The sequence below is a fragment of the Burkholderia dolosa genome (genome assembly GCF_902499135.1).
In the GTDB taxonomy this organism is placed as follows: domain Bacteria; phylum Pseudomonadota; class Gammaproteobacteria; order Burkholderiales; family Burkholderiaceae; genus Burkholderia; species Burkholderia dolosa.
This window is the reverse complement of the sequence record NZ_CABVPR010000002.1, coordinates 86,527-109,902: the sequence shown is the minus strand read 5'-3', so window position 1 is coordinate 109,902 and position 23,376 is coordinate 86,527. Positions and strand designations below refer to the sequence as shown.

Annotated in this window: 22 protein-coding genes; 5 read left to right on the top strand and 17 right to left on the bottom strand. The window is 67.5% G+C overall.

The features are described from left to right. Window positions 1–37: 37 nt before the first annotated feature. The 8 genes from BUB20358_RS01675 to BUB20358_RS01640 all read right to left on the bottom strand — a co-directional run bounded on the left by BUB20358_RS01675 (window position 38) and on the right by BUB20358_RS01640 (window position 6,901). Window positions 38–1,255 (bottom strand): porin, encoded by a 1,218-nt coding sequence (locus BUB20358_RS01675; RefSeq protein ID WP_035974478.1) that lies wholly within the window; start codon window positions 1,253–1,255, stop codon window positions 38–40. Between the two features lie 133 nt (window positions 1,256–1,388). Then, window positions 1,389–2,894 (bottom strand): aldehyde dehydrogenase family protein, encoded by a 1,506-nt coding sequence (locus BUB20358_RS01670; RefSeq protein ID WP_006766359.1) that lies wholly within the window; start codon window positions 2,892–2,894, stop codon window positions 1,389–1,391. Window positions 2,895–2,932: 38 nt separating this feature from the next. Next, complete coding sequence (locus tag BUB20358_RS01665; RefSeq protein WP_006766360.1) at window positions 2,933–3,454, bottom strand: c-type cytochrome; 522 nt, start codon at window positions 3,452–3,454, stop codon at window positions 2,933–2,935. Continuing rightward, window positions 3,451–3,951, bottom strand: a complete 501-nt coding sequence (locus BUB20358_RS01660; RefSeq protein WP_006766361.1) for a c-type cytochrome — start codon at window positions 3,949–3,951, stop codon at window positions 3,451–3,453. The genes BUB20358_RS01665 and BUB20358_RS01660 overlap by 4 nt, the downstream gene beginning before the upstream one ends. Further along, on the bottom strand, window positions 3,948–4,499 hold the full coding sequence (locus tag BUB20358_RS01655; protein ID WP_035974479.1) for a methylamine dehydrogenase light chain: 552 nt from the start codon (window positions 4,497–4,499) through the stop codon (window positions 3,948–3,950). The genes BUB20358_RS01660 and BUB20358_RS01655 overlap by 4 nt, the downstream gene beginning before the upstream one ends. 38 nt (window positions 4,500–4,537) lie before the next feature. Then, entirely contained in the window at window positions 4,538–5,173 is a 636-nt protein-coding gene (gene mauD / locus BUB20358_RS01650; protein WP_035974480.1) for a methylamine dehydrogenase accessory protein MauD, read from the bottom strand. Next, window positions 5,170–5,736 carry a MauE/DoxX family redox-associated membrane protein gene (locus BUB20358_RS01645; RefSeq protein WP_035974482.1) on the bottom strand — a complete coding sequence of 189 codons (567 nt, stop codon included), beginning with the start codon at window positions 5,734–5,736 and terminating at the stop codon, window positions 5,170–5,172. Before BUB20358_RS01645 ends, mauD begins: the two co-directional genes overlap by 4 nt. Before the next feature lie 7 nt (window positions 5,737–5,743). Next, window positions 5,744–6,901, bottom strand: a complete 1,158-nt coding sequence (locus BUB20358_RS01640) for an amine dehydrogenase large subunit (protein ID WP_006766364.1) — start codon at window positions 6,899–6,901, stop codon at window positions 5,744–5,746. A 241-nt stretch (window positions 6,902–7,142) separates the two neighbouring features. On the opposite strand from BUB20358_RS01640, the gene BUB20358_RS01635 reads away from it, so the two are divergent. From BUB20358_RS01635 to BUB20358_RS01625, 3 genes are all read left to right on the top strand, one after another. Further along, complete coding sequence (locus BUB20358_RS01635; RefSeq protein WP_006766365.1) at window positions 7,143–8,105, top strand: helix-turn-helix domain-containing protein; 963 nt, start codon at window positions 7,143–7,145, stop codon at window positions 8,103–8,105. 127 nt (window positions 8,106–8,232) lie between these two features. Continuing rightward, window positions 8,233–9,177, top strand: coding sequence for a GlxA family transcriptional regulator (locus BUB20358_RS01630; RefSeq protein ID WP_006766366.1), 945 nt, complete (start codon window positions 8,233–8,235; stop codon window positions 9,175–9,177). A 205-nt stretch (window positions 9,178–9,382) separates the two neighbouring features. Continuing rightward, complete coding sequence (locus BUB20358_RS01625; RefSeq protein ID WP_006766367.1) at window positions 9,383–9,748, top strand: YbjQ family protein; 366 nt, start codon at window positions 9,383–9,385, stop codon at window positions 9,746–9,748. A 61-nt stretch (window positions 9,749–9,809) separates the two neighbouring features. Here the strand turns inward: BUB20358_RS01625 and BUB20358_RS01620 are convergent, their stop codons facing one another. From BUB20358_RS01620 to betC, 5 genes are all read right to left on the bottom strand, one after another. Next, window positions 9,810–10,181, bottom strand: coding sequence for a DUF1493 family protein (locus tag BUB20358_RS01620; RefSeq protein WP_006766368.1), 372 nt, complete (start codon window positions 10,179–10,181; stop codon window positions 9,810–9,812). An 81-nt stretch (window positions 10,182–10,262) separates the two neighbouring features. Further along, window positions 10,263–11,513, bottom strand: coding sequence for an MFS transporter (locus BUB20358_RS01615; RefSeq protein ID WP_045552232.1), 1,251 nt, complete (start codon window positions 11,511–11,513; stop codon window positions 10,263–10,265). Window positions 11,514–11,732: 219 nt separating this feature from the next. Continuing rightward, entirely contained in the window at window positions 11,733–12,872 is a 1,140-nt protein-coding gene (locus BUB20358_RS01610; protein ID WP_006766370.1) for a porin, read from the bottom strand. 256 nt (window positions 12,873–13,128) lie between these two features. Continuing rightward, on the bottom strand, window positions 13,129–14,094 hold the full coding sequence (choX, locus tag BUB20358_RS01605) for a choline ABC transporter substrate-binding protein (RefSeq protein ID WP_006766371.1): 966 nt from the start codon (window positions 14,092–14,094) through the stop codon (window positions 13,129–13,131). Between the two features lie 48 nt (window positions 14,095–14,142). Next, complete coding sequence (gene betC / locus BUB20358_RS01600) at window positions 14,143–15,678, bottom strand: choline-sulfatase (RefSeq protein WP_006766372.1); 1,536 nt, start codon at window positions 15,676–15,678, stop codon at window positions 14,143–14,145. Window positions 15,679–15,901: 223 nt separating this feature from the next. On the opposite strand from betC, the gene BUB20358_RS01595 reads away from it, so the two are divergent. Together BUB20358_RS01595 and purU are read left to right on the top strand one after the other, a co-directional pair. Then, window positions 15,902–16,807, top strand: coding sequence for a choline sulfate utilization transcriptional regulator (locus tag BUB20358_RS01595; protein ID WP_035974485.1), 906 nt, complete (start codon window positions 15,902–15,904; stop codon window positions 16,805–16,807). 152 nt (window positions 16,808–16,959) lie between these two features. Then, a complete protein-coding gene (gene purU, locus BUB20358_RS01590; protein ID WP_006766374.1) occupies window positions 16,960–17,835 on the top strand; it encodes a formyltetrahydrofolate deformylase in 876 nt (291 codons plus the stop codon). Window positions 17,836–17,976: 141 nt separating this feature from the next. Here purU and BUB20358_RS01585 read toward each other — a convergent pair whose 3' ends face one another. The 4 genes from BUB20358_RS01585 to BUB20358_RS01570 form a co-directional block, all read right to left on the bottom strand. Next, entirely contained in the window at window positions 17,977–19,632 is a 1,656-nt protein-coding gene (locus BUB20358_RS01585) for a trimethylamine N-oxide permease (protein ID WP_006766375.1), read from the bottom strand. A gap of 226 nt (window positions 19,633–19,858) precedes the next feature. Beyond that, on the bottom strand, window positions 19,859–20,722 hold the full coding sequence (locus BUB20358_RS01580; protein WP_035974487.1) for a glycine betaine ABC transporter substrate-binding protein: 864 nt from the start codon (window positions 20,720–20,722) through the stop codon (window positions 19,859–19,861). 136 nt (window positions 20,723–20,858) lie between these two features. Further along, window positions 20,859–22,007: an FAD-binding oxidoreductase gene (locus BUB20358_RS01575; RefSeq protein ID WP_006766377.1), complete on the bottom strand. Its 1,149-nt coding sequence runs from the start codon at window positions 22,005–22,007 to the stop codon at window positions 20,859–20,861. A 111-nt stretch (window positions 22,008–22,118) separates the two neighbouring features. Continuing rightward, on the bottom strand, window positions 22,119–23,360 hold the full coding sequence (locus tag BUB20358_RS01570; RefSeq protein ID WP_035974490.1) for an aromatic ring-hydroxylating oxygenase subunit alpha: 1,242 nt from the start codon (window positions 23,358–23,360) through the stop codon (window positions 22,119–22,121). Window positions 23,361–23,376: the final 16 nt, after the last annotated feature.

Sequence of the window (23,376 nt, the reverse complement as noted above, 5' to 3'; positions counted from 1 at the left end):
CGTCGGTGTGCTGCGCGGCAGCGTGCCGCGCAGCCGGTCAGAAGTTATGCCTCACGCCCATCGTCACCGCGAGTTGCCGGTTGCCGTTCGAATTCGGCAGATTCGGAATCTGCGCATAATTGGCCGGCCCGCCGGTTGCCGGATCGCGGCCGACTCCGCGCCCCGCGGCCTGCTGGAAGAAGCCGACCGCATAAAGCCCGGTCCGTTTCGACAGGTTGCAGGTCGCGCCGAGATTGACCTGGTGGAATTTCGGCGATCCGCTCGCGTCCGTCTTCATCGCGTTGTAGATGTATGCGGCGCCGAGCGTGAGCGCCGGCGACACGGCGAACGCCGCGTTGACCTCGACGATGTCGAATCGCGCATCGGCGCCGTGCGGATGCGCGGCATCGGCAAAGTACCGGCTGTCGTCGAGCGTCGTATGCGTGTAGACGACGCCGAGCGTCAGCGGTCCGATCGCATACGAGCCGCCCGCGCCGATCGCGGTCAACGCTCGCGCGTTCTGCAGCGTGCAGTACATCGCGGCCGGATTCGAGCATGCGAAATCGCCGATGTAACCGCTCGCGCCGCCGAGCGCCGCGTCGAGCGGACGGTTCAGATCCAGCATGCCGGCGCCGAACGAGAACGGCGCGTCGTTGTAGCTCGCGGCCACCGCCCAGCCGCGCTCCCGAGAGAAATCGCCGGCCACGCCGCCGAACGAGAACGTGCCGCTGAACGAGAAGCCCGCGAAGGTCGGGCTCGCATACTGAATCGCGCCGTTCAGGTTGAGCGCCGCGTTCAGGTTGTCGACGTCGCCGATATGCGAGCCGTACAGCGTCGCCCACGGGATGCTCGATGCGTACGGCGCGAGCGTCGTCGTATACGAATCGAATTGCCGGCCGACGGTCAGCGTGCCGTAGCGTTCGTTCGTCAATCCGACCCACGCGTTCTGGTTGAACAGCGTGCCGGCCTGCACGAGGCTGCCGCTGCCCGTCCAGAAGCTGTTCTCGAGCTTGACCGTCACCGCGGTGCCGCCGCCGATGTCCTCGCTGCCGGTCAGGCCGATGCGCGACGGCGCGAGATTGCCGCCGCCGAGCTGCAGGTTGCGGCCGCCGCGCACGCTGCCGTCGGCGTTCGTCGTCTGCTGATCGTGCGTATACGTGATGCCGGCATCGACGTCGCCATACAGCGTGACGCTGCTCGATGCCTGCACGACCTGCGCGACGGCGAGCGTCGCCACCGCCGCCGCGATCCGGCGCGGCGTCGTCAGACTGTTCATCGGTCATCCCCCTGATCGATCGCGTTCGTGTCGCGTGTGCTTTACACACGATTCGTTGCGTACGCATCGGTACGTCCGTGCGTCGGTGCGCGGCGCGGCCCGACACGCCAAGCACGCGCGCGTGCCGCTGCGCTTACGCGTAGTTCATCATCACCGACTTCGTTTCCGTGTACTGGTCGATCACCGCGCGCCCGAGTTCGCGGCCGAAGCCCGACTGCTTCATCCCGCCGAACGGCATCGCGTTGTCGAGCAGCGAATGGCAGTTCACCCACACGGTGCCCGCCGCGATGCGCGGCACGAGCTTGTGAATCGCCGACAGATCGTTCGACCAGATGCTCGCGCCGAGTCCGTACGGCGTGTCGTTCGCGAGCTGCACGGCCGTATCGACGTCGTCGAACGGCATCGCAACGAGCACCGGCCCGAAGATCTCCTCGCGCACGACGCGCATCGCATGCGTCGTATCGACCAGCACGGTCGGCTCGACGAAGAAGCCGGCGCCGTCGAGCGCGCGGCCGCCTGCGATCGCGCGTGCGCCGTCGTCGAATCCGGACGCGATGTAGTCGCACACGCGCGCACGCTGCTTCGCGGACACGAGCGGCCCGATCTGCGTGGCGGGATCCATGCCGGGGCCGATCTTCAGGCCGGCCGCGATCTGCGCGACGCGCTCGATCACGCGGTCGAACACTGTCGCGTGCACGTACGCGCGCGAGCCGGCCGTGCACACCTGCCCCTGGTTGAAGAAGATCGCATTCGCGATGCCGTCGGCCGCCTTGTCGACGTCGACGTCGGGTAGCACGATCACCGGCGACTTGCCGCCGAGCTCGAGCGACATCCGCGTCATGTTGTCGAGCGCCGCATGGCCGATCGCCTTGCCGGTCTGCGTCGAGCCAGTGAACGCGATCTTGTCGATGCGCGGATCGCGCGACAGCGCGGCGCCGGCCGTATGACCGTAGCCGGTCACGATATTGACGACGCCGTCCGGGAAGCCGGCGTCGCGGATCAGTTCGCCGAGCCGCAGCGCGCTCAACGGCGTGTCCTCGGCCGGCTTCAGCACGACCGTGCAGCCGGTCGCGAGCGCGGGCGCGAGCTTCCATGCAGCCATCAGCAGCGGGAAATTCCACGGAATGATCGCGCCGACCACGCCCACCGGCTCCTTGCGCGTATACGTGAACGTCTCGCTGCCCGGCAGGTACGGCATGCCGGCATCGATCACGCTGCCCTCGATCTTGGTCGCCCAGCCGGCCATGTAGCGAAAGCAGTGCGCGGCCATCGCGACGCCGAGCCCTTGCGCAACCGTCACCGGCTTGCCGTTGTCGAGCGATTCGATCTCGGCGAGCTCGCGCGCGTTCGCGTCGATCAGATCGGCGAGCGTCAGCAGCAGACGCTCGCGGTCGGTCGTCTTCGCGGTGCGCCACGGCCCTGCGTCCAATGCGCGTCGCGCGGCGGCGACCGCGCGCTGCACGTCATGCTCGTCCGCTTCGGGCACACGCGCGAGCGTGCTGCCGTCGGCCGGGTTCACGACGTCGATCGTGCGTCCCGACGCGGCGTCGCTCCACTCGGCGCCGATCAGCATGCGTTTCGGCTTCCCGACGAATGCACGCGTTGCGTCGAGCAGCGGAAAGTTGTCGTTCGTCTCCATGTTCGTTCTTCCTCGAGTCGGTCAGAGTCGATCGTTGTTCAGTAGCGTTCGGCGACGCCGTCGATTCCGCGTTCGTGCAACGCGCGTACGAGCCGCGCACGCACGGTCGCGACGTCGGCCAACGCGGGACGGCGATGCGCGGCGATCTCGTCGGCCGTGTACGGCTTGAAGTCGTGCGGCAGCGCATCGCGATTCATCGTCGTCAGCACCCAGTTCAGCACGTCGGCCAGTTCCCGGTCGGACAGCGCCGAATTCGACGCGCCGGGCACGCGCATCACGTACTCGCGGCCGGCCGGCAAATGCGTGAAATAGCCGAGCGAATTCGCGAGCGGCGGCACCTTGCCGGGAATGCCGCCGCCCGTTGCCGTGTGACAGCCCATGCAGTTCAGCACCCAATGCTGCTGCGCGAGCGCAGCGTCGGCGACGTTCGCGACGTCGCCCGCATGTGCGCGCGCAACCATCGCGCACACGAACGCAGCGGCGAACAGACGCCGTGCCGTCACGCGCCGGCCGAAGCGCCGCGCCGCTCGACCGCGGCCCGGTGCGCATACCGCAGTCACAGCCCGAGCCCCTTCGTTACGACCGCGCGCTGCGCATGCACGGCCGCGCCTTCCATCTCCTTCGCGCGGCCCGCGCGAATCTCGGCGGCCGTGAACGGCTTCGCGTCGCCGTGCTGCGCGCCGAGATCGAACACGATGTAGTTCAGCACGTGCGCGATATCGTCGTCGCTCGCGCTCGCAAACGACGGCATCTTGAAGTTGTAGCGCTTGTCGCGCACCGTGATCTCGCCGAACATCCCGTGCAGCAGCGTCGCGACGAGCTGCGCGCGGCCCTGCTCGATGCTCGCGTACTTGCCCGGATACTCGGTCAGCGGCGGCGCGAGGCCGTCCTGCCCCTTGCCGCCCGCCTGATGACACACCGCGCATTGCGCATCGAACATGCTCTTGCCCACCGGATAGCGCACGGCCTGCTGCGCATCGGCCGCCCCTGACCAAACGAGCGCGGCGGCCACAGCCATGCACGCGCCCGCCAACCTCGCTGCGTTGATCGTCTTCATTGCTTTGCCGCTCCCAGCAGGACCGACACCGAACAGTGATAGTTCGAGTTGCCGTTCGCCATGCACCAGTTGATGTCGTTGTTCAGCGACAGCTTGTACAGCGGCTTCTCGCGTTCGTTGCGGTTGCAGAAGCACTTGCCGCACGACGTCTTGCCGCAGCAATCGTTGTACGACACGATGTAGTCGGAACCGTCGTGCGGATTGCGGCACGTGCCGATCCACGTGATCGGCGACGGCGTCGTGCCGGGCGGGCAACTGCTCGACGTGCCGCCGCAGCAGCTGCACAGCCAGCCGTCGATCGCGCAGTATTTCCAGTAGTCGCAGCTCGTCGGGTCGTCGCTTGCGCCCGGCGCGGCGCCGCCGCCGCCGCCGGCGCTCGACGCGCCGGACGCCGCATCGGCCGCATACGCGGTGCGATCGACGGGCAGCAGCGGCAGCATCGCGGATCCGACGAGCACCCTGCCGAGCTTCGCCATCGCACTGCGTCGCGAGCTGTGCTGCGCGACGCCGCGCGCGGAGCGCTCGAACCATGAATCAAACAGCCCCATCTCGTTGTCCTCCCGTGACGTTGAAAAGGTTCGGCCGCTCACGCGTGCTGCGCGTGCTCTTCGTGGCCATGGCCGCTGCGATCGCCGTGCACGAACTGCTGGAGCGACGCGACGCCGCGCTCCTTCGCTTCGAACAGGCTCTCCAGATGCTCGCGCGTGTTGACGAGTCCTTTCGCGCGCACCGTGCCGGTCTCGTCGAGCAGCACCGCATACGGCAGCTTGCCGATCTGATACGCGAGGCCGAGCTCCTGCGACAGCACGTACGGGAAGCGCGCGACGTCGTGCTGCTGCGCGAAGCGCGCATGCTCGTCGCGATCGCCGTCGCTCGCGAGCACGATGTCGACCGGCGTCGTTTCGCTCGCCTGCAGCGACGGCAGCAGCGGCAGCAGCTTCTTGCACACCGGGCACGTCGGCGACAGGAAGAACAGCAGCGTCGAGCGGCCCGACGCGTCGATGCCGCCGACCTTCACGCGCGTGCCGCGAATGTCGGTCAGCTCGAACGTCGGCGCGATCGCGCCGACGGCCGGCCCTTTGTCGATCATCAGCGCGCCGGCCGGCATGATGCGTTCGTACAGGATGCCGATCTGGCGTACCAGCGCGACACAGATCGCGCCGAGCGCGACGACGGCAACCCACAGCAGGGCGGTGGAAACGGCGAGAGCGGTTTGCATCATGATTTCCTCATAGCGGTCAGGCGCGGCGCGTTCGCGAGCAGCCCGTCGACGGCGAGCAGCGCGCAAACGATCAGCGGTACGGAAAAGAACAGCGTCAGATAGTCGAACCACACGACGGCGCGTGGGTCGGGCTCGAACAGCGCGGTCGCGACGAGCGCGACGAGCAGCAGCACGCGGCCGACATGCAGCCAGCCGATGCGGCGCGGCGCGTCCGCGTTCGATGCCGCGCGTCCGGCGGCGAAACCGGTGCAGCCGCAATCGATGTCGGTGCGGCCGCGCACGATGTTGGTCGCGAGCGCCGCCGCGAACGCGAGCAGCAGCGCGATCAGCCCGAACGCGGCCGCTGTCCGCGTGTCGCGGAACAGCAGCGCGGCGGCGCCGAGCGCTTCCGCAAGCGGAAGCGCGAATGCGGCCGGCGCGACCAGCACGTCGGGCAGCAGACGGTAGCCGGCCAGCGCGTCGCGAAACGCGGCCGGCGCACGCAGCTTCGCCAACGCGCCGAGCAGGACGGCGGCGGCCGCGCCGGCCTGCGCACTGGTGGCGATTACAGGATCGATCGTCATCGCGGCCTCACGGGTTGACGAGCAGCGTCGACGTGTTGCCGATCTGCTTCCCGACGTGCCGCAGCGTGCCACTGCGCGCGTCCATCACGACGAGGTCGGACGTCCCCGTCAGTCCGTACAGCAGCGGCTCGTCGTCGTTGCTGACCTGGATCGACACGAGCGGGTCGACCTTCTGCTGCGCGAGATCCCAGCGCGCGATCCGCTGCCGCGCCTTCAGGTCGTACACCCACACCTGCGTGCCCGGATCCTTGTGCGAGTACGCATCGCCCTTGTGCATCAGCACGTAGTAGCGGTCGAGCTTCGCGTGCACCGCCGTCTGCTGCATGCCGCCGGGGCGCCATCCTTGCGCGCGCTCGGCGTCGGTCAGCAGCGACCACGGCCGGCCGAACGACGGCTGGTCGCCGCCGAAGTCCGCGCGCCGCACGTTGCCGCCGAACGTCGTGAACAGATAGCCGCCGCGATACGGCGACGCGTTGACGAACGCCGGATCGCGATCGACGTCGATGAACGCGTCCGACATCGTGCGCTTCACTTCTCGACCGTTCGCGTCGAGCGTGACCGTCAGCGCCTTGCCGCTTTCGCAGAGCGCGGTGAAGCGGTCGTTCGCGCTCGGATACGCGAGCACGCACGCGGCCGTATCGATCTCGGACAGCACCTTCTTCGATACCGCGTCGATCACCGTCACCGATGCGGCCGGCGTGATGTTCGCGACGTACAGCCGCTTGCCGTCGGCGCTGAACGCGGTGTTGTACGGCGAAGGCACGTGCTGCCCGTGCTTCGCCGGAATCGCGATCTCGCCTGCGTGGTCGAGCGTCGTGTTGTCGGTGAGTTCGACGACGTCCGTGCGCGCGCCGTGCGAGCCGCGCGAGAAGTACGTCGTCGCGACGAAGCTGGTCTTGTGATCGGGGGAAATCGCGAGGCCGGGCACGAAGCCGGCGTCGATCTGGCCGAGCAGCTTTTTCGCGTCGGCGTCGTACACGTAGATGCGTCCGTCGGTCATCGACGGCATCGAGATGTCGACCACGTAGACCTCGTGCGGATGCCATGGCGGCATCTTCTGCACGACCAGTTCTTCCGGTTTCTCTGCTGCGTGCGCGCCGCCGGCCGATGTCGCAGCGAGCGCCAGCGTCGCCGTGAGCGCCGCGGCTCGTCGCGTTGTCCTCATGTCGCCTCCAGTCGGAAATCGTGTGATGTGGGGCGACTGTAGTTCGACAATAAATCGCGTCAGCACCCGGACCGGCAACGCGTGCGTGCCGATTCGGGATATTGGAAAACCGCTTGAAAGCCGCGCGCGGCGCGCGCGCTCCGGCCCTCTGAACGGCGCGCCCGGAATAACCCTCGGGCTTGTTGCGCCGACCGGGCGGCCGGTTTAATCTTGCGCCGTTTGCACGCTACCGGGAGGCGCTGTGCTGGTGTTTCACCAAACGTTCGACGACGCAGACCGGCATGCCGAAGCGCTGCGCGGCTGGGACCAGCGCTACGACCAGATCGGCCCCGGCGCGTATCGCAGCGCGGTCAAGCACGCGACGCTCGACGGCCTGCAGCTGTTTCAGGAAACCGCGAACGTCCGGATCACGCAGCGCGGCTGGCTGCCTGCCGGTCACACCGTGTTCGGCATGCCGCTCACCGGCGCCGGCACGTTCGCGTTCGACGGTGCATGCATCGAACGCGGGATGATCGTGCTGGCGCGCGGCGGCGCACCGTTCGAACTGCATTCGCCCGACGACATGTCGCTGGTCGGCGTGCTCGTCGATGCGGCGCTGATGCAGCAGATCGTGGACGCCGCCGGGCTGCGCGTCGACGAGCGCACGCTGCGGCGCGGCGTGACCGACTTGCCGATGGCCGTGCGCATGCGCGCGGGCGTGCAGCTCGCGACGCTGCTCGAACGCGCGCTCGCCGCGCCGGACGCGCTGCGCGACGCGCGCACGCAGGCCGAGCTGCGCGGCGACGTCGGCAACGTGCTCGTCGATCTGCTCACGTACCGGATGCCCGACGCGTCCCATCGCCTCACGCACGCGTGCCGCGCCGACATCGTGCGCCGTGTGCACGACTACGTGATCGCGCATCCGGAAGCGCCGGTCGACATCCTGAGCCTGTGCGCGCACCTGCGCGTGAGCCGCCGCACGATGCAGAACAGCTTCCAGTCCGTCGTGCAGACCAGTCCGCTGAACTACGTGCGCTCGCTGCGCCTCGCGCAGGTGCGGCGGATGCTGCTCGACACGCGGCAGTCCGATCTGTCGATCGCCGATGCGGCCGCGCACTGGGGCTTCATTCATCTCGGACATTTCGCGAACGCATACAACGCGCAGTTCGGCGAGCTGCCGTCGACCACGCAGCGCCGCTCGGCGCGCGATGCAAAATCGCGCTGAACCGGCGCGAAACCCGCGATAATCTGCGGCAGACCGTTCGGCCGTCGCGCGGCGGCGCAGCGCATGGCGGCTCGCGCCGCAGCCTCGCACGACGCGCGACGTATCGTTGATTCCATCTCACGCTCCGATGCCCGAGGATTTCCATTTCCTGCTGCTGCCCGGCTTCTCCGCGCTCGGCTTCATGTCGGCGGTCGAACCGCTGCGCGTCGCGAATCGCTTTCGCAGCGACCTGTATCGCTGGCACGTGCTCAGCGCCGACGGCGCGCCCGTCGCCGCGAGCAACGGCATCCCGGTCGCGGCCGAAGCCGCGTATGCGGACGTCGCGCGCGTCGACACCGTGTTCGTCGTCGCGGGCTTCGAGCCGCTCGCGTGCTACGACCGTGCGCTCGGCGACTGGCTGCGGCGCCAGCATCGGCACGGCGCGACGCTCGGCGGGATCGATACCGGCAGCTTCGTGCTCGCGGAAGCCGCGCTGTTCGATGCATCGCAGTCGCTGACGCTGCACTGGGAAGCGCTCGCCGCGTTCCGCGAACGCTATCCGAACCTGAACGCGACGCAGGAGCTGTTCGAGATCGACGACCGGCGCATCACCTGCGCAGGCGGCACCGCGTCGATCGACATGATGCTCGACCTGATCGGCCGACGACACGGCGCCGATCTCGCCGCGGCGATCTCCGAACAGTTCGTCGTCAGCCGCATCCGGCAGCGCTCGGACAGCCAGCGGCTCGAGATCGCCGCGCGCTACGGCGTGCACAACCGCAAGCTGATCCAGGTGATCGGCACGATGCAGCGGCACATGGAGAATCCGCTCGGCTCCGATGCGCTCGCGCACGAAGTGTCGATCACGCGGCGCCAGCTCGAACGGCTGTTCAGCGCGACGCTGAACGACACGCCGACGCGCTTCTATCTGAACCTGCGGCTCGATCGCGCGCGCGAACTGCTGCAGCAGACCGACATGAGCATCACGTCGGTGTGCGTCGCGTGCGGGTTCGAATCGCCGTCGCATTTCTCGCGCACGTATCGTGCGCGCTTCGGCGTGAGTCCGCGCAGCGACCGGCATCCGACGCGTTGATCGTCCATCGTGTCGCCGCCGGGCCGGCGAGGCGACGCCGGTGAATACGGCGTGACGTTGCCGGGATGTGCGAGTCCGTCGCATCGATCGAGCGCGAGCGGTTCTCCGCGGGTACGAGCATGTGCACATGCATGCGTGGCTCAGGCACCTGGCGTGTTCCGGATAGAATCGCTATCCGCTCACTCGCGCATCACGGTACGCCACCATGACCGAATTCTCCCGCTCCGCCGAGACGCTGTCGTCCGATCGCGTCACGACCGCCTTCGATCTTCCGGATCACACGATCGTCCGCTCGCTCGGCGTCGTCCAGGGCATCGTCGTGCGCTCGCGCTCGATCGTCGGGTCGATCGGCGCGTCGCTGCAGACGCTGTTCGGCGGCAACATCACGCTCTATACGTCGCTGTGCGAAACGGCGCGCCAGCACGCATTCGACAAGATGCTCGACGACGCGCGCAAGCTCGGCGCGAATGCGGTCGTCGCAATGCGCTACGACTCGACGGAAATCGGCGCGGGCGTGACGGAAGTGATCTGCTACGGGACGGCCGTGCGCGTAGTGCCGGTTTCGGGCTGAAGCCGCCGAGCGCGATCGGCACGCCGAGCCGCGTCGGCGGCTCGCCGTAGTCTGGCCGGATTCAGTGCCGATCGCGCGCCGCAGCCTCGATTTCAGCCGTATCCCACTGCCCGCGTCGCATGGCTTCGGCCAGCATGCCAAGCGTCAGCGGGACGAGCGGCGGGTCACGATACTGGTTCGAGAAGATTCCCAGCACCGATCCGACGACATCCCAACTATCGGGCCCGAAGTATCGGCTGTAAGGAAAGCCCTGAGCGGCCACACCGAATTTCTCCGCCCATTTGTCGATGAACTCGACGGCATCGACGCCCGTTACGCGAAGGTCTTCTTCGAGCCTGCTGTCCGGCGTCAGTTTCAGCGCGCCGCCAAAGATCGGCCGGCCGAGCTCCTCTCGCGCAAAAGCTTCGAGTCGATTCCAGATTTCGTCCGCCATTACAGCACTCGGTCTTCAGGTTTCACGATTCGGTCGTACGACGCGACGGAAGTCGGCGCGGGCCGCGCGGCCCACCCGCCGTCAACGATCGCGCTCCAGCGACTTCATGTACGTGAGCTGCGGAAAGAGCCGCATCCACGCGAGCGCGACGGCGATCGTCGCGACGCCGCCGACGACGATCGCCGTCGGTGCGCCCCACCACGCGGCCGTCACGCCCGATTCGAATTCGCCGAGCTGATTCGACGTTCCGATGAACAACGAATTGACCGCGCTCACGCGCCCGAGCATGTCGTCCGGCGTGCGCAGCTGCACGAGCGACAGCCGCACGACGACGCTGACCACGTCCGATGCGCCTAGCGCCGCGAGCGCGACGAGCGACAGCGCAAAATGCCGCGACATGCCGAACACGATGGTCGCGATGCCGAACGCGATCACGCCGCCGAACATCGCGCGGCCGGGACGAACCTTCAACGGAAAGCGCGTAAGCCACAGCGTGCCGGCGAGCGCGCCGACCGCCGGCGCCGCGCGCAGTGCGCCGAGCCCCCACGGACCGACCTGCAGGATGTCGCGCGCATAGATCGGCAGCAGCGCGGTCGCACCGCCGAACAGCACCGCGAACAGGTCGAGCGACAGCGCGCCGAGAATCGCCGGCTCGCGCCGGATGAACGCGATCCCGGAAAACACCGAACGCAGCGTGACCGGCTCGCGCGCGGGCGGCGCGCTGCGCAGCGGAATCGTGCCGCTCAGCGTCGCGGCGAGCGCGAAGGCGACGACGCTCGTGCCGAACGCGACCGGCGCGCCGAGTCCGTACAGCAGCCCGCCGAACGCGGGCCCGAGAATCTGCGCGGCCTGGTTCGCGGACGTCGACAGCGCGGTCGCGCGCGGCAGGTCGGTGCGCGGCACGACGGCCGGCAGCAGCGACGACACCGACGGCGACTCGAACGCGCGCGCGGTACCGACGATCGCCGCAAGCGCATAGACGCCGGGCGCGCCGAGCCATCCCTGCGCGGCGCCGAGCAGGAACACCGCCGCCGCGAGCGCTTCGACGCTCTGGCAGATCGTCGCGATGCGGCGGCGATCGTAGCGGTCGGCAACCTGCCCGACGACGAGCGTCAGCGCGAACATCGGCACGAACTGCGCGAGGCCGACGAGGCCGAGCGCGAACGCGCTGTGCGTGAGCGCATAGACGTACCAGCCGATCGCGACCGAAAGGATCTGGAAAGCCAGCGACGACATCACGCGCGTGCCCCAGAAGCGCCGGAACGGCGCATGGCGGAACAGGTTCGCGGGCAACGGGGAAGACGACAGGGATTCGGGTAACGGGGCGGTCATCGGGCGGACGTGAGCGAAGTCGGCAAGCGGCTGCCTGCGCGGCAGACGGCCGGTCGGGCGGCCATGTCGCCGCCAGACCGCGATGATATGCGAAACGCGGCAAGCCGGCCGCGCGCCGCCGCGCGCAAAAAAAAAGCGCGAACCGTAGTTCGCGCGAAAGAGAGACCTCGCTGAAGACGTCACAAGACTGAAGCGGCCGCGAGGCCGCCCGCACCGCGTTCAGAACGAATGCCGCATCCCGATCCGCACGTCGGCCTGCGTTTGCGTCGTCGACGGCGTGAAGCTGTAGCCGATCACCGCATCGACGCCGTTCGACGCACGCAGGTAGTCGCCGGAGATGTACACGTCGGTACGCTTCGACAGCAGGTAGTGGAGGCCCGCCGTGCCCTGGTTCCAGTGATGGCCTTCGAAGCGCGTGTGCTGGTAGCCGGCGATGAAGCTCAGCGCCGGCGTGAACTGATACAGGCCGCCGCCTTCGTACACCTGCATGTGCGACGACTGGCCGAAGCCCTTGATCGTCGTGTACGAGTAGTTCGCGTCGAGCGTCAGCTTGCCGATCGTGTAGCTCGCGCCGACGCCGAACGTGCCCTGGCTGTCGACGTCCATCGGCGTGTTCGCGAACAGGTCGGTGCGCTGGCCGGTCGCCGGATCGACGGTGACGGTCTGCTGGCCGAGGAACGTGTGCGTACCGATCATCGCGTACGGGTCGAACGCATAGATGCCGTTCGGGTTGTTCAGGCGCGTGTACGCGGCGCCGATCGAGAAGTCGCCTTTCGTGAAGCTTGCGCCCGCGCTCCATGCGCTGTTGCGGTGGAAGTTGCCGGCGACGTTGCCGAACGAATACATCGCGCCGAACTTGAAGCCGTTCAGATCGTTCGACAGGAACTTGACGGAGTTCGGCAGGCGGTCGCCGTTGAAGCGGTCGAAGTCGCCCTGATGGATCGCGTAGCCGCTGCCCCATGCCGAGATGTTGTAGATCGACACGAGCTCGTTCGTGATGTCGAGCTGGTTGCCGAACGACAGCGTACCCCAGTTGTTCTGCAGCCCGACGTAAGCCTGCCGGCCGAACTCGGCGCCGCCGAAGTTGAGCTGGCCGGTGCCGAGCCGGAAGCCGCTCTCGAGCGCGAACACCGCCTTCAGCCCGCCGCCGAGATCTTCGGTGCCCTTCAGCCCGAAGCGGTTGCCGTATGCGACGCCGTCGTCGAACTTGAACACGTGCGAGCCGCCCGTGTTGTTCACGTAGGTGATGCCCCCGTCGATGATCCCGTACAGCGTCACGCTGCTCTGCGCATGCCCGACCGCGGGAATGCAGGCCGCGCATGCAAGCGCGGCGGCTACGGCAACTTTCGATTGCTTCATTGTCGACCACCCTCCCTGAACCGTTCGATGGAAAGAACCGTGGCCGGGCGCGCGCCGCAATACGCCGGCTGATTCGAATTCAGTACGTCCGCTGGCTTCGGCATTTCATTTTTCGCAATAACGCAGCCATGGGCGAAAAATACAAACCCATATTTCGGGCGACCCGTCTGAAGGCGACACCAAATGGTCTCGATGCGACCGGTCGGGAAAACACGGAGACGGGCGGTACGGCAAACGCCGCCCGTCCGCCGCACGCTCAGCGGCCGTCGAGCGCCGCGCGCACGGCCGGCAGGCCGGGGGCGCCGGCAGCGGTCGTCACGCCGTCCAGCCAGCCGGCGAGCAGCGACGGGTCGGCCTTCAGCGCGTGTTGCGCGGCGAGCGCAGGCGGCGTCTTCTTTTCCAGCATGTCGGCGATCATCCGGTTCTCGACGTCGACGGAGAACGTCATCTGCCGGAACAGGCGCGCGAGGTTCGTGCACTGGTCGGCGAAGCCGGCGCGGGCCACCGTGTTGACGGTCGCGCCGCCGTAGTTCGGACCGAAATACGCGTCGCCGCCGGACAGGTACGTCAGCTTGAACTTCGTGTTCATCAGATGCGGCTCCCACGCGAGGAACACGATCCAGCGCTTGTCGCGCACCGCACGCTCGACCTGCGTGAGCATCCCGGTTTCGCTCGATTCGACGAGCGACCAGTTCGCCGGGCCGAGCGCGTGGTCGGACAGCATCCGCTTGATGTTCTGGTTCGCGGGCGCGCCCGGCTCGATCCCGTAGATCTTGCCGCCGAAGCGGTCCGCGTAGCGCGCGAGATCGGCGAACGTATGCACGCCGGCGGCCGCGACGTAGTCGGGCACCGCGAGCGTGAACTTCGCGCCGCTCAGGTTCGCGTGCAGCACGTCGATCGACTTGTCGTCGACGAACGGCTTCACGAGCGGCGCCTGCGCGGGCATCCAGTTGCCGAGGAACACGTCGACCTGCCCTTTCTTCAGCCCCTGGTACGTGATCGGCACCGACAGGTTCGCGACGTCCTGCCGGTAGCCGAGCGCCTTCAGCACGACGCCCGCCATCGCATTCGTCGCGTCGATGTCCGTCCAGCCGGGCGCGGCCATCCGCACGTCGCGGCACGCCTGCGGCTCGGCCGCGTGTGCGGCCGGCATGCCGACCATGCAGGCGGCCGCGGCGAGCGCCGCGCCGATCCGGATTGCAGCATTCGATTGCCGTTTCATCGTACCTTTCCTCCTCCGTCGTTCATCGATGATCGCGATGCGGGACGCTCAGCGCCCGACGCGCGGAAAGCGCGCCATCGCCTCGAGCGTGTCGAGCTCGATGTGATTGCGCATGTAGCGCTGGCTCGCGTCCGTGAACGGCTGCCAGTCCCACGCCTGAATGCGGCCCTGCGTCGTCGCCGCGTAATGAAAACGGCGGCGGCGCTGGCTCGCGCGCACCTGCCGGTCGAGTTCGGGCAGATTCCAGCGCCGTGCGGCTTCCGCGCGAAACGCGGCGAGCACGTCCGCCGCGTCGGGCGAGCCGGCCAGGTTCGTCAGCTCGCGCGGATCGTCCGCGAGGTTGTACAGCTGGTCGGGATCGGCCGGGCAATGCACGTACTTCCAGTCGCCGCGGCGAATCATCACGATCGGCGCGACCGCGCCTTCCGCCAGATATTCGCCGAGCGCGACGTCGTGCGCGGGCGCGCCGCGCAGATGCGGAACGAGGCTCGCGCCGTCGACCGCGTCCGGCCATTCGCCCGCCGGCGCGGCGCCGGCGAGATCGACGAGCGTCGGCAGCAGGTCCACGTGCGACACGGGCCCGCGCACGCGCGCCGCATCGAAGCGGCGCGGCGCATGGACGATCAGCGGCACGCGGCAGCCGCCCTCGAAGAACGTCATCTTGTACCAGAGCCCGCGCTCGCCGAGCATGTCGCCGTGGTCGGACGTGACGATCACGATCGTGTCGTCGGCGAATCCGCATTGCTCGAGCGCGGCCAGCACGCTGCCGAACTGCGCGTCGACGTACGACGTCGCGCCGTAGTACGCGCGGCGCGCCGCGCGAATCTGCGCATCGGTCGGCGGCGTGCGGTCGTTTTCGCAGACGAAGCGCAGCCGCTGCGAATGCGGATCGCTGTCGGCCGCGTCGAGCCGCACCGCCGGCATGTCGATGTCGTCGTCGCTGTACAGATCCCAGTATTCGCGCGTGATCGCGTACGGATCGTGCGGATGCGTGAGCGACACGACCATGCAGAACGGCCGCGCATCGCGCCCGGCCGCGCGCTCGCGCGCGACGTCGTACAGCTTCTGCTTCGCGGCGAACGTCACTTCGTCGTCGAAGTCGAGCTGGTTCGTCCGCACGCACGGGCCGGCGTCGAGCACCGAGCTCATGTTGTGATACCAGCTCGGCCGCTCGGTCGGCTTGTCCCAGTCGGGCACCCAGCCGAAGTCGGCCGGGTAGATGTCGGTCGTCAGCCGCTCCTCGAAGCCGTGCAGCTGGTCGGGCCCGCAGAAATGCATCTTGCCGGACAGCATCGTCCGGTAGCCGGCCGCGCGCAGGTAATGCGCGAACGTCAGCGTTTGCGCCGGCAATTCGGCGGCGTTATCGTAGGCGCCGATTCCGGACGGCAGCTTGCCGGTCAGCAGCGAAAAGCGCGACGGCGCGCACAGCGGGCTCGCGCAGTACGCGGCGTCGAACACGACGCCTTGCGCCGCGAGCCGGTCGAGCGTGGGCGTGCGTGCGACGCGGTTGCCGTACGCGGGCAGCGCGAACGGCGTCAACTGGTCGGCCATCAGGATCAGGAGGTTCGGTGTCGGGTTCGTCATCGGCGATCGTGAGGAAATCGGTGTTCGATTGGAACGGCGCGCCGTTCGAGCGGCAGCGCAGCCGGAATGACGGACGCGGCCTGCACAAAGTCCCGCGCAGCTGCGCCGCGACTGGCTAGAATCGCGACAAGGGCGGCGCAGCGCCGTGCCGTCCGATGCACTATCGCCCGCCCGAATTCGCGCGGGAAGGCGTCCGGCCCTTATGGGGCCATTAGAGAGACTTATGTCCAAACCCGAACCGTTACCGTCGATGCAGGCGCTGCGCGCGTTCGAATCGGCCGCGCGCCTCGCGAGCTTCACCGCCGCCGCGCGCGAACTCGGTTCGACGCAGCCGGCCGTCAGCCAGCAGGTGTTCCAGCTCGAGGCCGAACTCGGCGTGCCGCTGTTCGAGCGCAGCCCGCGCGGCGTCACGCTGACGACCGACGGCCAGTGCCTGTACGAAGCGGTGCGGCTGAGCCTCGACACGCTGCGCGGCGCGACCGCGACGCTGCGCGCGCGCCGCGAGCACGGCGCGCTGACGATCGTCACCGACTTCGGGTTCGCGACGTACTGGCTGATGCCGCGCCTCGCGGGGTTGAAGCGCGTGATGCCGGACGTCGACGTGCGCGTGGTCACGTCGCAGGACTACGACGCGCAGCGCGATCATGCCGACATCGCGATCCTGTTCGGCGACGGGCATTGGCCGTCGTGCACGGCCGCGCGGCTCTTTCCGGAATCGGTGACGCCCGTGTGCTCGCCCGCGTTCCGCGACGCGCATGCGCACGTGTCGCGGCCCGAGCATCTGTCCGCGCTGCCGCTGCTGCACGTGCAGCCGACGCGCCCCGAGCGCTGGCTGTCGTGGCCGGGCTGGTTCGACGCGCACGGTCTCGACGCGCAAGCCGCCGCGCGCGGCGTCACGTTCAACAGCTATGCGCTCGTGATCCATGCGGCGCTGCTCGGCGAAGGCGTCGCGCTCGGCTGGTCGCCGCTCGTCGACGAACTGGTCGCGACCGGGCAGCTCGTGAAGCTCGTCGACGCGCCGGTCGTCACGTCGCGCGGCTACTTTCTGGTGCGCCCGCCGCAGCGGCCCGAGCCCGACGCGACGCACGTGTTCCGCCGCTGGCTGCTCGACGCGTGCGCCGGCGCGTGAAGCGTTCGCCGCGCGGCACCCGCCGCCGGCCGCGCTGACGCACCGATACCAGTCACACGGCGCGTCGGTTCTATCCGCTCGAAATCTGGCCTGATTTACTACAGCATCGCGATTCGCGGCTGCGAAGCGCCCACCGAGACCAGAGGAGCCCCATGAGCGACGTCCAACGTCCCGAACAATTCGTCCTGACGCTGTCGTGCACGAGCGCGGCCGGCCAGGTCGCCGCCGTCGTCGGTTTTCTCGATCGCCATCGCTGCTACGTCGATGCGCTGAACGTGTTCGACGACGATCTGAGCAACCGCTTCTTCGTGCGCTGCGTGTTTCATCCGACCGACGAAACGCTGCAGATCGACGCGCTGCGCCAGGAATTCGCGCCGATCGCGGCCGGCGTCGGCAGCGACGCGCAGTGGGCGATCCACGACGTGAACGCGCGGCCGAAGGTGCTGATCATGGTGTCGAAGCTCGAGCACTGCCTCGCGGACCTGTTGTTCCGCTGGCGGATGGGCGAGCTGAAGATGGACATCGTCGGCATCGTGTCGAACCATCCGGACTTCGAGCCGCTCGCCGCGCAGCACGGGCTGCCGTTCCGTCACTTCCCGATCACGCCCGACACGAAGGCGCAGCAGGAAGCGCAGTGGCTGGACTTCTTCGACACGAGCGGCGCCGAGCTGGTGATCCTCGCGCGCTACATGCAGGTGCTGTCGCAGGAAACCAGCGCGAAGCTCGCGAATCGCGCGATCAACATCCACCATTCGTTCCTGCCCGGCTTCAAGGGCGCGAAGCCGTATCACCAGGCGCACGCGCGCGGCGTGAAGCTGATCGGCGCGACCGCGCACTTCGTCACCGACGATCTCGACGAAGGCCCGATCATCGAGCAGGTCGTCGAGCGCGTCGATCACGCGCTGCGCCCCGAGCAGCTGCTCGCGGTCGGCCGCGACGTCGAATGCATCACGCTCGCGCGCGCGGTGAAGGCGTTCATCGAGCGGCGCGTATTCCTGAACGGCGACCGGACCGTGGTGTTCCCGTAAGCGCACCGCGCGTTCGGCCGTGCAAGCGCGCCGCGCGTTCGTCCGTCGTAACCGGCGGCACACGAAAAAGCCCCGACCGGCAGCGCGCCGGCCGGGGCTTCTTTTACGATCGCGATCGCGACGCGTGTCGCGCCGCGATCGTCACTTCACCCACGCGAAGTAGTAGGACAGCCAGATCGTCAGCGCGGCACCGAGCAGCGCCGCGTACGGCATCAGGTTCAGCCACATCGCGCGCTTCGGCACTTCGAGCTCCATGTCGCGCTGCATCTGCGCGGGGAAACGCCCGCGATCCTGCCAGTAGTGCCGATAGACGAACACCGGCACGATCAACAGCATCGCGATCAGCCCGTTGCGCAGCGTGCCTTCGCCCTGCAGATTCGCACCGGCGCCGACGTAGACGAGGTTCGCATAGCCGCAGATCGAACCCGCGACGAGCAGCCACGTCGGGCAGCGGAACGGCCGTTCCCACGCGCCGCGATCCATCCGGTGAATCCAGCCCGACTGCAGGTTCAGGAACACGAACAGCATGTAGCAGACGTTCGAGATCGACAGCACCGTCATGTAGTCCGACATCATCAGCAGCACGAGGTTGAAGCCGAGATCGGTCCACATCGCGCGCGTCGGTGCGCCGTGCGCGTTCACGTGCGACAGATACTTCGGCAGCCAGCCGTCGACCGACGCCTGATACAGCGTGCGCGACGAGCCCATCATCGACGTCATCACGATCAGCAGGATCGACAGCATCAGCATCACGACGACCGCGTTCGCGATCCACGCGCCGCCGCCGACGATCTTCGCCATCGCGGCCGCGACGCCGGTGCCGTCGCCGATCGCCGGATCGAGCATCGCCTGCGTGCCGAGCGCGCCCTGAAACGCCATCGGCACGAGCGTCATCACGACGAGACACAGTGCGCCCGACCAGAAGATCGCCTTCGCGGTGTCGCGGCGCGGATCGCGGAATTCGCGCGTGTAGCAGACGGCCGTCTCGAAGCCGTACGACGCCCAGCCGGCCATGAACATCGCGCCGAGCGCCATCACGACGCCCTGCCCGTTCCACGTGCCGAACGTCGCGGCCGTGAGATTGCCGTGCGCGTCGTGACCGAGCGGCAGCAGCGGGAGCAGGTTCGACATCGGCACGTCGCCGGTGACGAACGGGACGATGCCGACGATCAGCAGCGGCGTCAGCGACGCGATGCCGAGAATGCGCTGTGTACGCGCGGCCTTCGACGCGCCGCTGTGCTGAAGCTTGAACGTGACGAGAAGCAGGATCGTCGCGATGATGAACGTCGCGTTGATCCGCAGCGACAGACCGGGCTTGATGAAACCCAGATCCGCGACCTTGAGCTGCCATTGCAGCACCGCCGCATCGGCGGGGAAGAGACTCGTGAGTGCGTAGCTCGCGGCAAGCCCGCAGCCGAGTGCGAGCATCGGCGACCAGGCGAGCCAGTTGCACCACACGGAAACCGGGGCAATCAGCTTGCTGTAACGGACCCAGCCGATCGCGCCGTATACCGACGCGCCGCCCGATTTATGCGGAAACAGCCCCGATATTTCCGCATAAGTCGCGCTTTGAATCAGCCCCATCGTGATCGCGGCGATCCAGATCGCCCACGCGGGCTGGCCGATCGTCGCACATACGCCGCCGATCGTGAACAGTACGCCTGCCGGCACACCGCTCGTTACCCAGAATGCGTCCTTCCAGGTCAGGCCACGATGCAGCGTGTGGCCCGTCGAATCATCTGAGATCGTTGCCTCAACGTCACTGGTGCGATTCGCACGCAGTCCTGCCTGACTCATCCAATTCCTCCTGTTGATCAGAGCGGCGCCGTGACGCTTGCTCTGGTCCCATGCAAAGCTGTGATGACTCTTGCGCAAGGGCCGTAGTGTAACAACTTGCGGGGATTTTGCCGAATCGGCAACGAAATGCCGGGACATGCAAGCAGTTCACCGCGTTTCGTTCGGATTCCTGCCCGGCATTCCCGGCGTGTGGTTCAGACGTTTCGTGACGCGGATCGTCGACCGCTTATTGCGCGCCTTCCGTCCACGCGTTGACGCGGTCCGCATGCGCTGCGATCCATGCGTCGGCGGCCGCTTCCGGCTTCGAGCCGTTCTGGATCGCCAGCATCACGCTGTCGATTTCGCCCGGCTTCCACTGGAATTTCTTCAGGAACGCGACGACCGGCTTCGCCTTCGTTTCGAGCGACGGATTCACGACGCTGTCGACGTGCTCGGCGCCGCCGAACACTTTCTTCGGATCGTCGAGGAAGCGCAGCTTCCATTTCGCGAACATCCAGTGCGGCGCCCAGCCGGTCACGATCACCGGCTTGTTCGCGTTCACCGAGCGCGACAGCTCGGCCGTCATCGCGCTGCCCGAGCTCGGCATCAGCGTATAGCTGAGGCCGTAGCTCTTGATCGCGTCGTCGGTCTTGCGCATCACGCCTGCGCCTGCGTCGATGCCGACGATGCGCCCGCCGAAGCTGCTCTTCTCCGCGTTCAGATCCTCGATGCTCTTCGCCTTTACGTACGCCGGCACGATCAGGCCGATCTTCGCGTCGGGGAAGTTCGCGCCGAGATCGACGACCTTGCTCTTGTATTCGTCCCAGTACGACCCGTGCGTGACGGGCAGCCATGCGGACAGCGTCGCGTCGAGATCGCCGCGCGCGACGCCCTGCCACATGATCCCGGCCGCGACCGGCACGAGCTGCACCTGATAGCCGAGCTTCTTTTCGATGATCCGCGCGGCGACGTTCGACGTCGCGACGCTGTCGTCCCAGCCTTCGACGTAGCCGATCTTCAGCGTCGGCTTCGTATCCGCGAACGCCGATGCGCTCAACGCCATCGTCGCCGACAGGACGCCGGTCCACAACAGTTTTCCGAGTAGCTTCATGGTCGATCTCCTTGATATGCGCACCGTGCGCGTTGTCTCTCTAGGTTCTTCAACCACAATTCCGCGGTATCGTCGTTTTCCGACAGATGCTTGTCCGCAGACGACGTCCGCGGACACCCGATGGCGCTTTTTTTAGTTACTTGTCGATGACGAGGTCCGACAGCGGCTTGCTGCAGCACAGCAGCACCATCCCCTGGTCGATCTCGCGCTGGCGGATGCCGCCGTTGTGCTTCATGTCGACCTGCCCCGACACCAGCTTCACCTTGCAGGTGCCGCACATGCCCTGCGTGCACGATGCGGGCAGCCGCACGCCCGACTGCCGTGCGGCGTCGAGCACGTGCTGCCCGGAGCCGCACGCGATCTCGCGATTGCTCTTCGCGAAGCTGACCTTGAACTGCTTGGTCGCGACGTCGGCGCCGTCCGCGAGCGGCGCGAGCTCCGCGCGCACGTCGTCGCTCGCGGTCTGCGCGAGCGTTTCGAACGAGAAGCTTTCCTCGTGATAGCGGCTGCGGTCGAATCCGGCTTCGTCGAGCAGGTCGCGCACCGCCTTCATGTACGGCGCCGGGCCGCACGTGAAGACCTCGCGCTCCATGAAGTCCGGCGCGATCAGCTTCAGCAGCGGCAGCGTCAGGAAGCCCGTGACGCCCGGCCAGTTCGTGCGCGCGCCGACGCGCTCGACGACGAACGACGTGCGGAAGTTCGTATGATTCGACGCGATCAGATCGAGCTCGCGCGCGAAGATGATGTCGTCCGGCGTGCGGGCGCTGTGCACGAACACGATGTCGCGATCCTCGGCGAGGTCGTGATGCGCGCGGCTCATCGACATCAGCGGCGTGATGCCCGAACCGGCCGACAGGAACAGATACTTGCGCGCCGGATGCCGCGCGCACGTGAATTCGCCGGCCGGGCCGAGCACGCGCACGGATGCGCCCGGCTGCAGGTTGTCGTGCAGCCAGTTCGACACCTTGCCGCCCGGCACGCGCTTGACCGTGATCGAGATCGTGTGCGGCCGCGCCGGCGACGACGAAATCGTGTAGCAGCGGTTGATCGTCTCGCCGTCGATGTCGAGCTCGAGCGTGATGAACTGGCCGGGCTCGAACGAGAACGCGCGGCCTTGCGGCGAACGGAAGAAGAAGCTCTTCACGTCATGCGTTTCCTGCCGGACCTGGCAGCACACCAGCGTTTCCTCGACGTCGCTCGTCCAGCGCTCGGGCAGCGCGTTCCAGAACGCCGGGCGCGTGACCCGGCTGTCGGCCGGCTCGAAATTCGCTGCATCTCGCATCATGTCTGCCTCCGCAGGGGCGCCCCGGCGCAGCGCGCGGCACCGTGGACGGGCCGCGCGCAAAGTGAGCGTGGGGATGGTTTCATTCGTGACTCCGCTTGTACGCCGCGACGGCTACGCGCCGGTCTTTTCGGCGAGCCGGCCGATGTACCACGCCGAGAACTTCTCGACGAGGCCTTCCGTGTACGGCGAATACGGTCCGGGCTCGTATGCGCTGCTGTTCGCGCCGCGCTGCGAGAACTCGACGAGCGCGCGATCCTGGTCGTTGGTCGCGTTCCACACGGCCGTCAGGTTCTTCACGTCGTAGTCGATGCCTTCCTTCGCGTCCTTGTGCACGAGCCACTTCGTGCGCACGAGCGTCTTGCCGGCCGACAGCGGAATCACCGAGAACGTGACGATGTGGTCGCTCATGAAGTGGTGCCACGAGTTCGGCTGCGTCCAGAACGACAGCCCGCCGAGATCGGCCTGACGGAATTCGCCGAGCAGCTTCTTCGACGCGACCTTCGCGTCGAGCGTCTGCGATTCGCCGCTGCGATCGAGCGGCAGGCGCTGCGTGCGAAAGCCGGTCACGTCGAGCAGCTTCTCGATCTCGACCGACGGCAGCCCCATCTCGGCCCATTCCTTGCCGCGGCGGATGCAGGTTTCCGCGAACGCGTCCATCCCTTCGGCGTTCGCCTCCGAGCGCTGGTAGCCGAACCCGTATTCGTACAGCGAGATCGTCAGCTCCGGATGGTTCGCGACGCAGTGATAGCACTCGCGGTTGTTCTCCATCGTGAGCTTCCAGTTGCCTTCCTCGATGATGTCGATCTGCGCGGCGATCTTCGTGTTCGGCAGATCGTGCGGCAGCAGGTACGGCTCCATCGCGGCGCGCATCTGCGCGAAGTCGGCCGGCGGCTCGTCGGCCAGGCAGATGAAGATCAGGCCCGCGAGGTTCTCGACGTGCACCGGCTTCAGGCTGTGCTTGCAGCGGTCGAACTTCTCGCCCATGTGCTCGGCGAACATCAGCTGGCCGGTCAGGTTGTAGGTCCAGCTGTGGTACGGGCACACGATGTTGCCGACCGAGCCCTTGTCCTCGTTGCACAGGCGCGCGCCGCGATGGCGGCACACGTTGTGGAATGCGCGGATTTCCATGTCGTCGTCGCGCACGATCAGGATCGAGTCGCTGCCGAGCTCGACCGTCACGTAGTCGCCCGGCTCGGGAATGTCGGGCTCGACCGCCACCTGGATCCAGTGCTGGCGGAAGATCGCTTCCATGTCGAGCGCGAAGATCTCCTCGCTCGTGTAAAACGGCGCCTCGAGGCTGTAGCCTTCCTTGCGCCGCTCGATCAGTGCACGAATGTCTGCCGATACTTTCATCGTTTGCTCCGGATTC

Excerpts from the sequence above, each read along its gene's own strand:
- BUB20358_RS01675 (WP_035974478.1), bottom strand. The coding sequence starts at position 1,255 with ATGAACAGTCTGACGACGCCGCGCCGGATCGCGGCGGCGGTGGCGACG.
- BUB20358_RS01670 (WP_006766359.1), bottom strand. The coding sequence starts at position 2,894 with ATGGAGACGAACGACAACTTTCCGCTGCTCGACGCAACGCGTGCATTC.
- BUB20358_RS01660 (WP_006766361.1), bottom strand. The coding sequence starts at position 3,951 with ATGAAGACGATCAACGCAGCGAGGTTGGCGGGCGCGTGCATGGCTGTG.
- BUB20358_RS01655 (WP_035974479.1), bottom strand. The coding sequence starts at position 4,499 with ATGGGGCTGTTTGATTCATGGTTCGAGCGCTCCGCGCGCGGCGTCGCG.
- mauD (WP_035974480.1), bottom strand. The coding sequence starts at position 5,173 with ATGATGCAAACCGCTCTCGCCGTTTCCACCGCCCTGCTGTGGGTTGCC.
- BUB20358_RS01645 (WP_035974482.1), bottom strand. The coding sequence starts at position 5,736 with ATGACGATCGATCCTGTAATCGCCACCAGTGCGCAGGCCGGCGCGGCC.
- BUB20358_RS01640 (WP_006766364.1), bottom strand. The coding sequence starts at position 6,901 with ATGAGGACAACGCGACGAGCCGCGGCGCTCACGGCGACGCTGGCGCTC.
- BUB20358_RS01630 (WP_006766366.1), top strand. The coding sequence starts at position 8,233 with ATGCCCGAGGATTTCCATTTCCTGCTGCTGCCCGGCTTCTCCGCGCTC.
- BUB20358_RS01625 (WP_006766367.1), top strand. The coding sequence starts at position 9,383 with ATGACCGAATTCTCCCGCTCCGCCGAGACGCTGTCGTCCGATCGCGTC.
- BUB20358_RS01620 (WP_006766368.1), bottom strand. The coding sequence starts at position 10,181 with ATGGCGGACGAAATCTGGAATCGACTCGAAGCTTTTGCGCGAGAGGAG.
- BUB20358_RS01615 (WP_045552232.1), bottom strand. The coding sequence starts at position 11,513 with ATGACCGCCCCGTTACCCGAATCCCTGTCGTCTTCCCCGTTGCCCGCG.
- BUB20358_RS01610 (WP_006766370.1), bottom strand. The coding sequence starts at position 12,872 with ATGAAGCAATCGAAAGTTGCCGTAGCCGCCGCGCTTGCATGCGCGGCC.
- choX (WP_006766371.1), bottom strand. The coding sequence starts at position 14,094 with ATGAAACGGCAATCGAATGCTGCAATCCGGATCGGCGCGGCGCTCGCC.
- betC (WP_006766372.1), bottom strand. The coding sequence starts at position 15,678 with ATGACGAACCCGACACCGAACCTCCTGATCCTGATGGCCGACCAGTTG.
- BUB20358_RS01595 (WP_035974485.1), top strand. The coding sequence starts at position 15,902 with ATGTCCAAACCCGAACCGTTACCGTCGATGCAGGCGCTGCGCGCGTTC.
- purU (WP_006766374.1), top strand. The coding sequence starts at position 16,960 with ATGAGCGACGTCCAACGTCCCGAACAATTCGTCCTGACGCTGTCGTGC.
- BUB20358_RS01585 (WP_006766375.1), bottom strand. The coding sequence starts at position 19,632 with ATGAGTCAGGCAGGACTGCGTGCGAATCGCACCAGTGACGTTGAGGCA.
- BUB20358_RS01580 (WP_035974487.1), bottom strand. The coding sequence starts at position 20,722 with ATGAAGCTACTCGGAAAACTGTTGTGGACCGGCGTCCTGTCGGCGACG.
- BUB20358_RS01575 (WP_006766377.1), bottom strand. The coding sequence starts at position 22,007 with ATGATGCGAGATGCAGCGAATTTCGAGCCGGCCGACAGCCGGGTCACG.
- BUB20358_RS01570 (WP_035974490.1), bottom strand. The coding sequence starts at position 23,360 with ATGAAAGTATCGGCAGACATTCGTGCACTGATCGAGCGGCGCAAGGAA.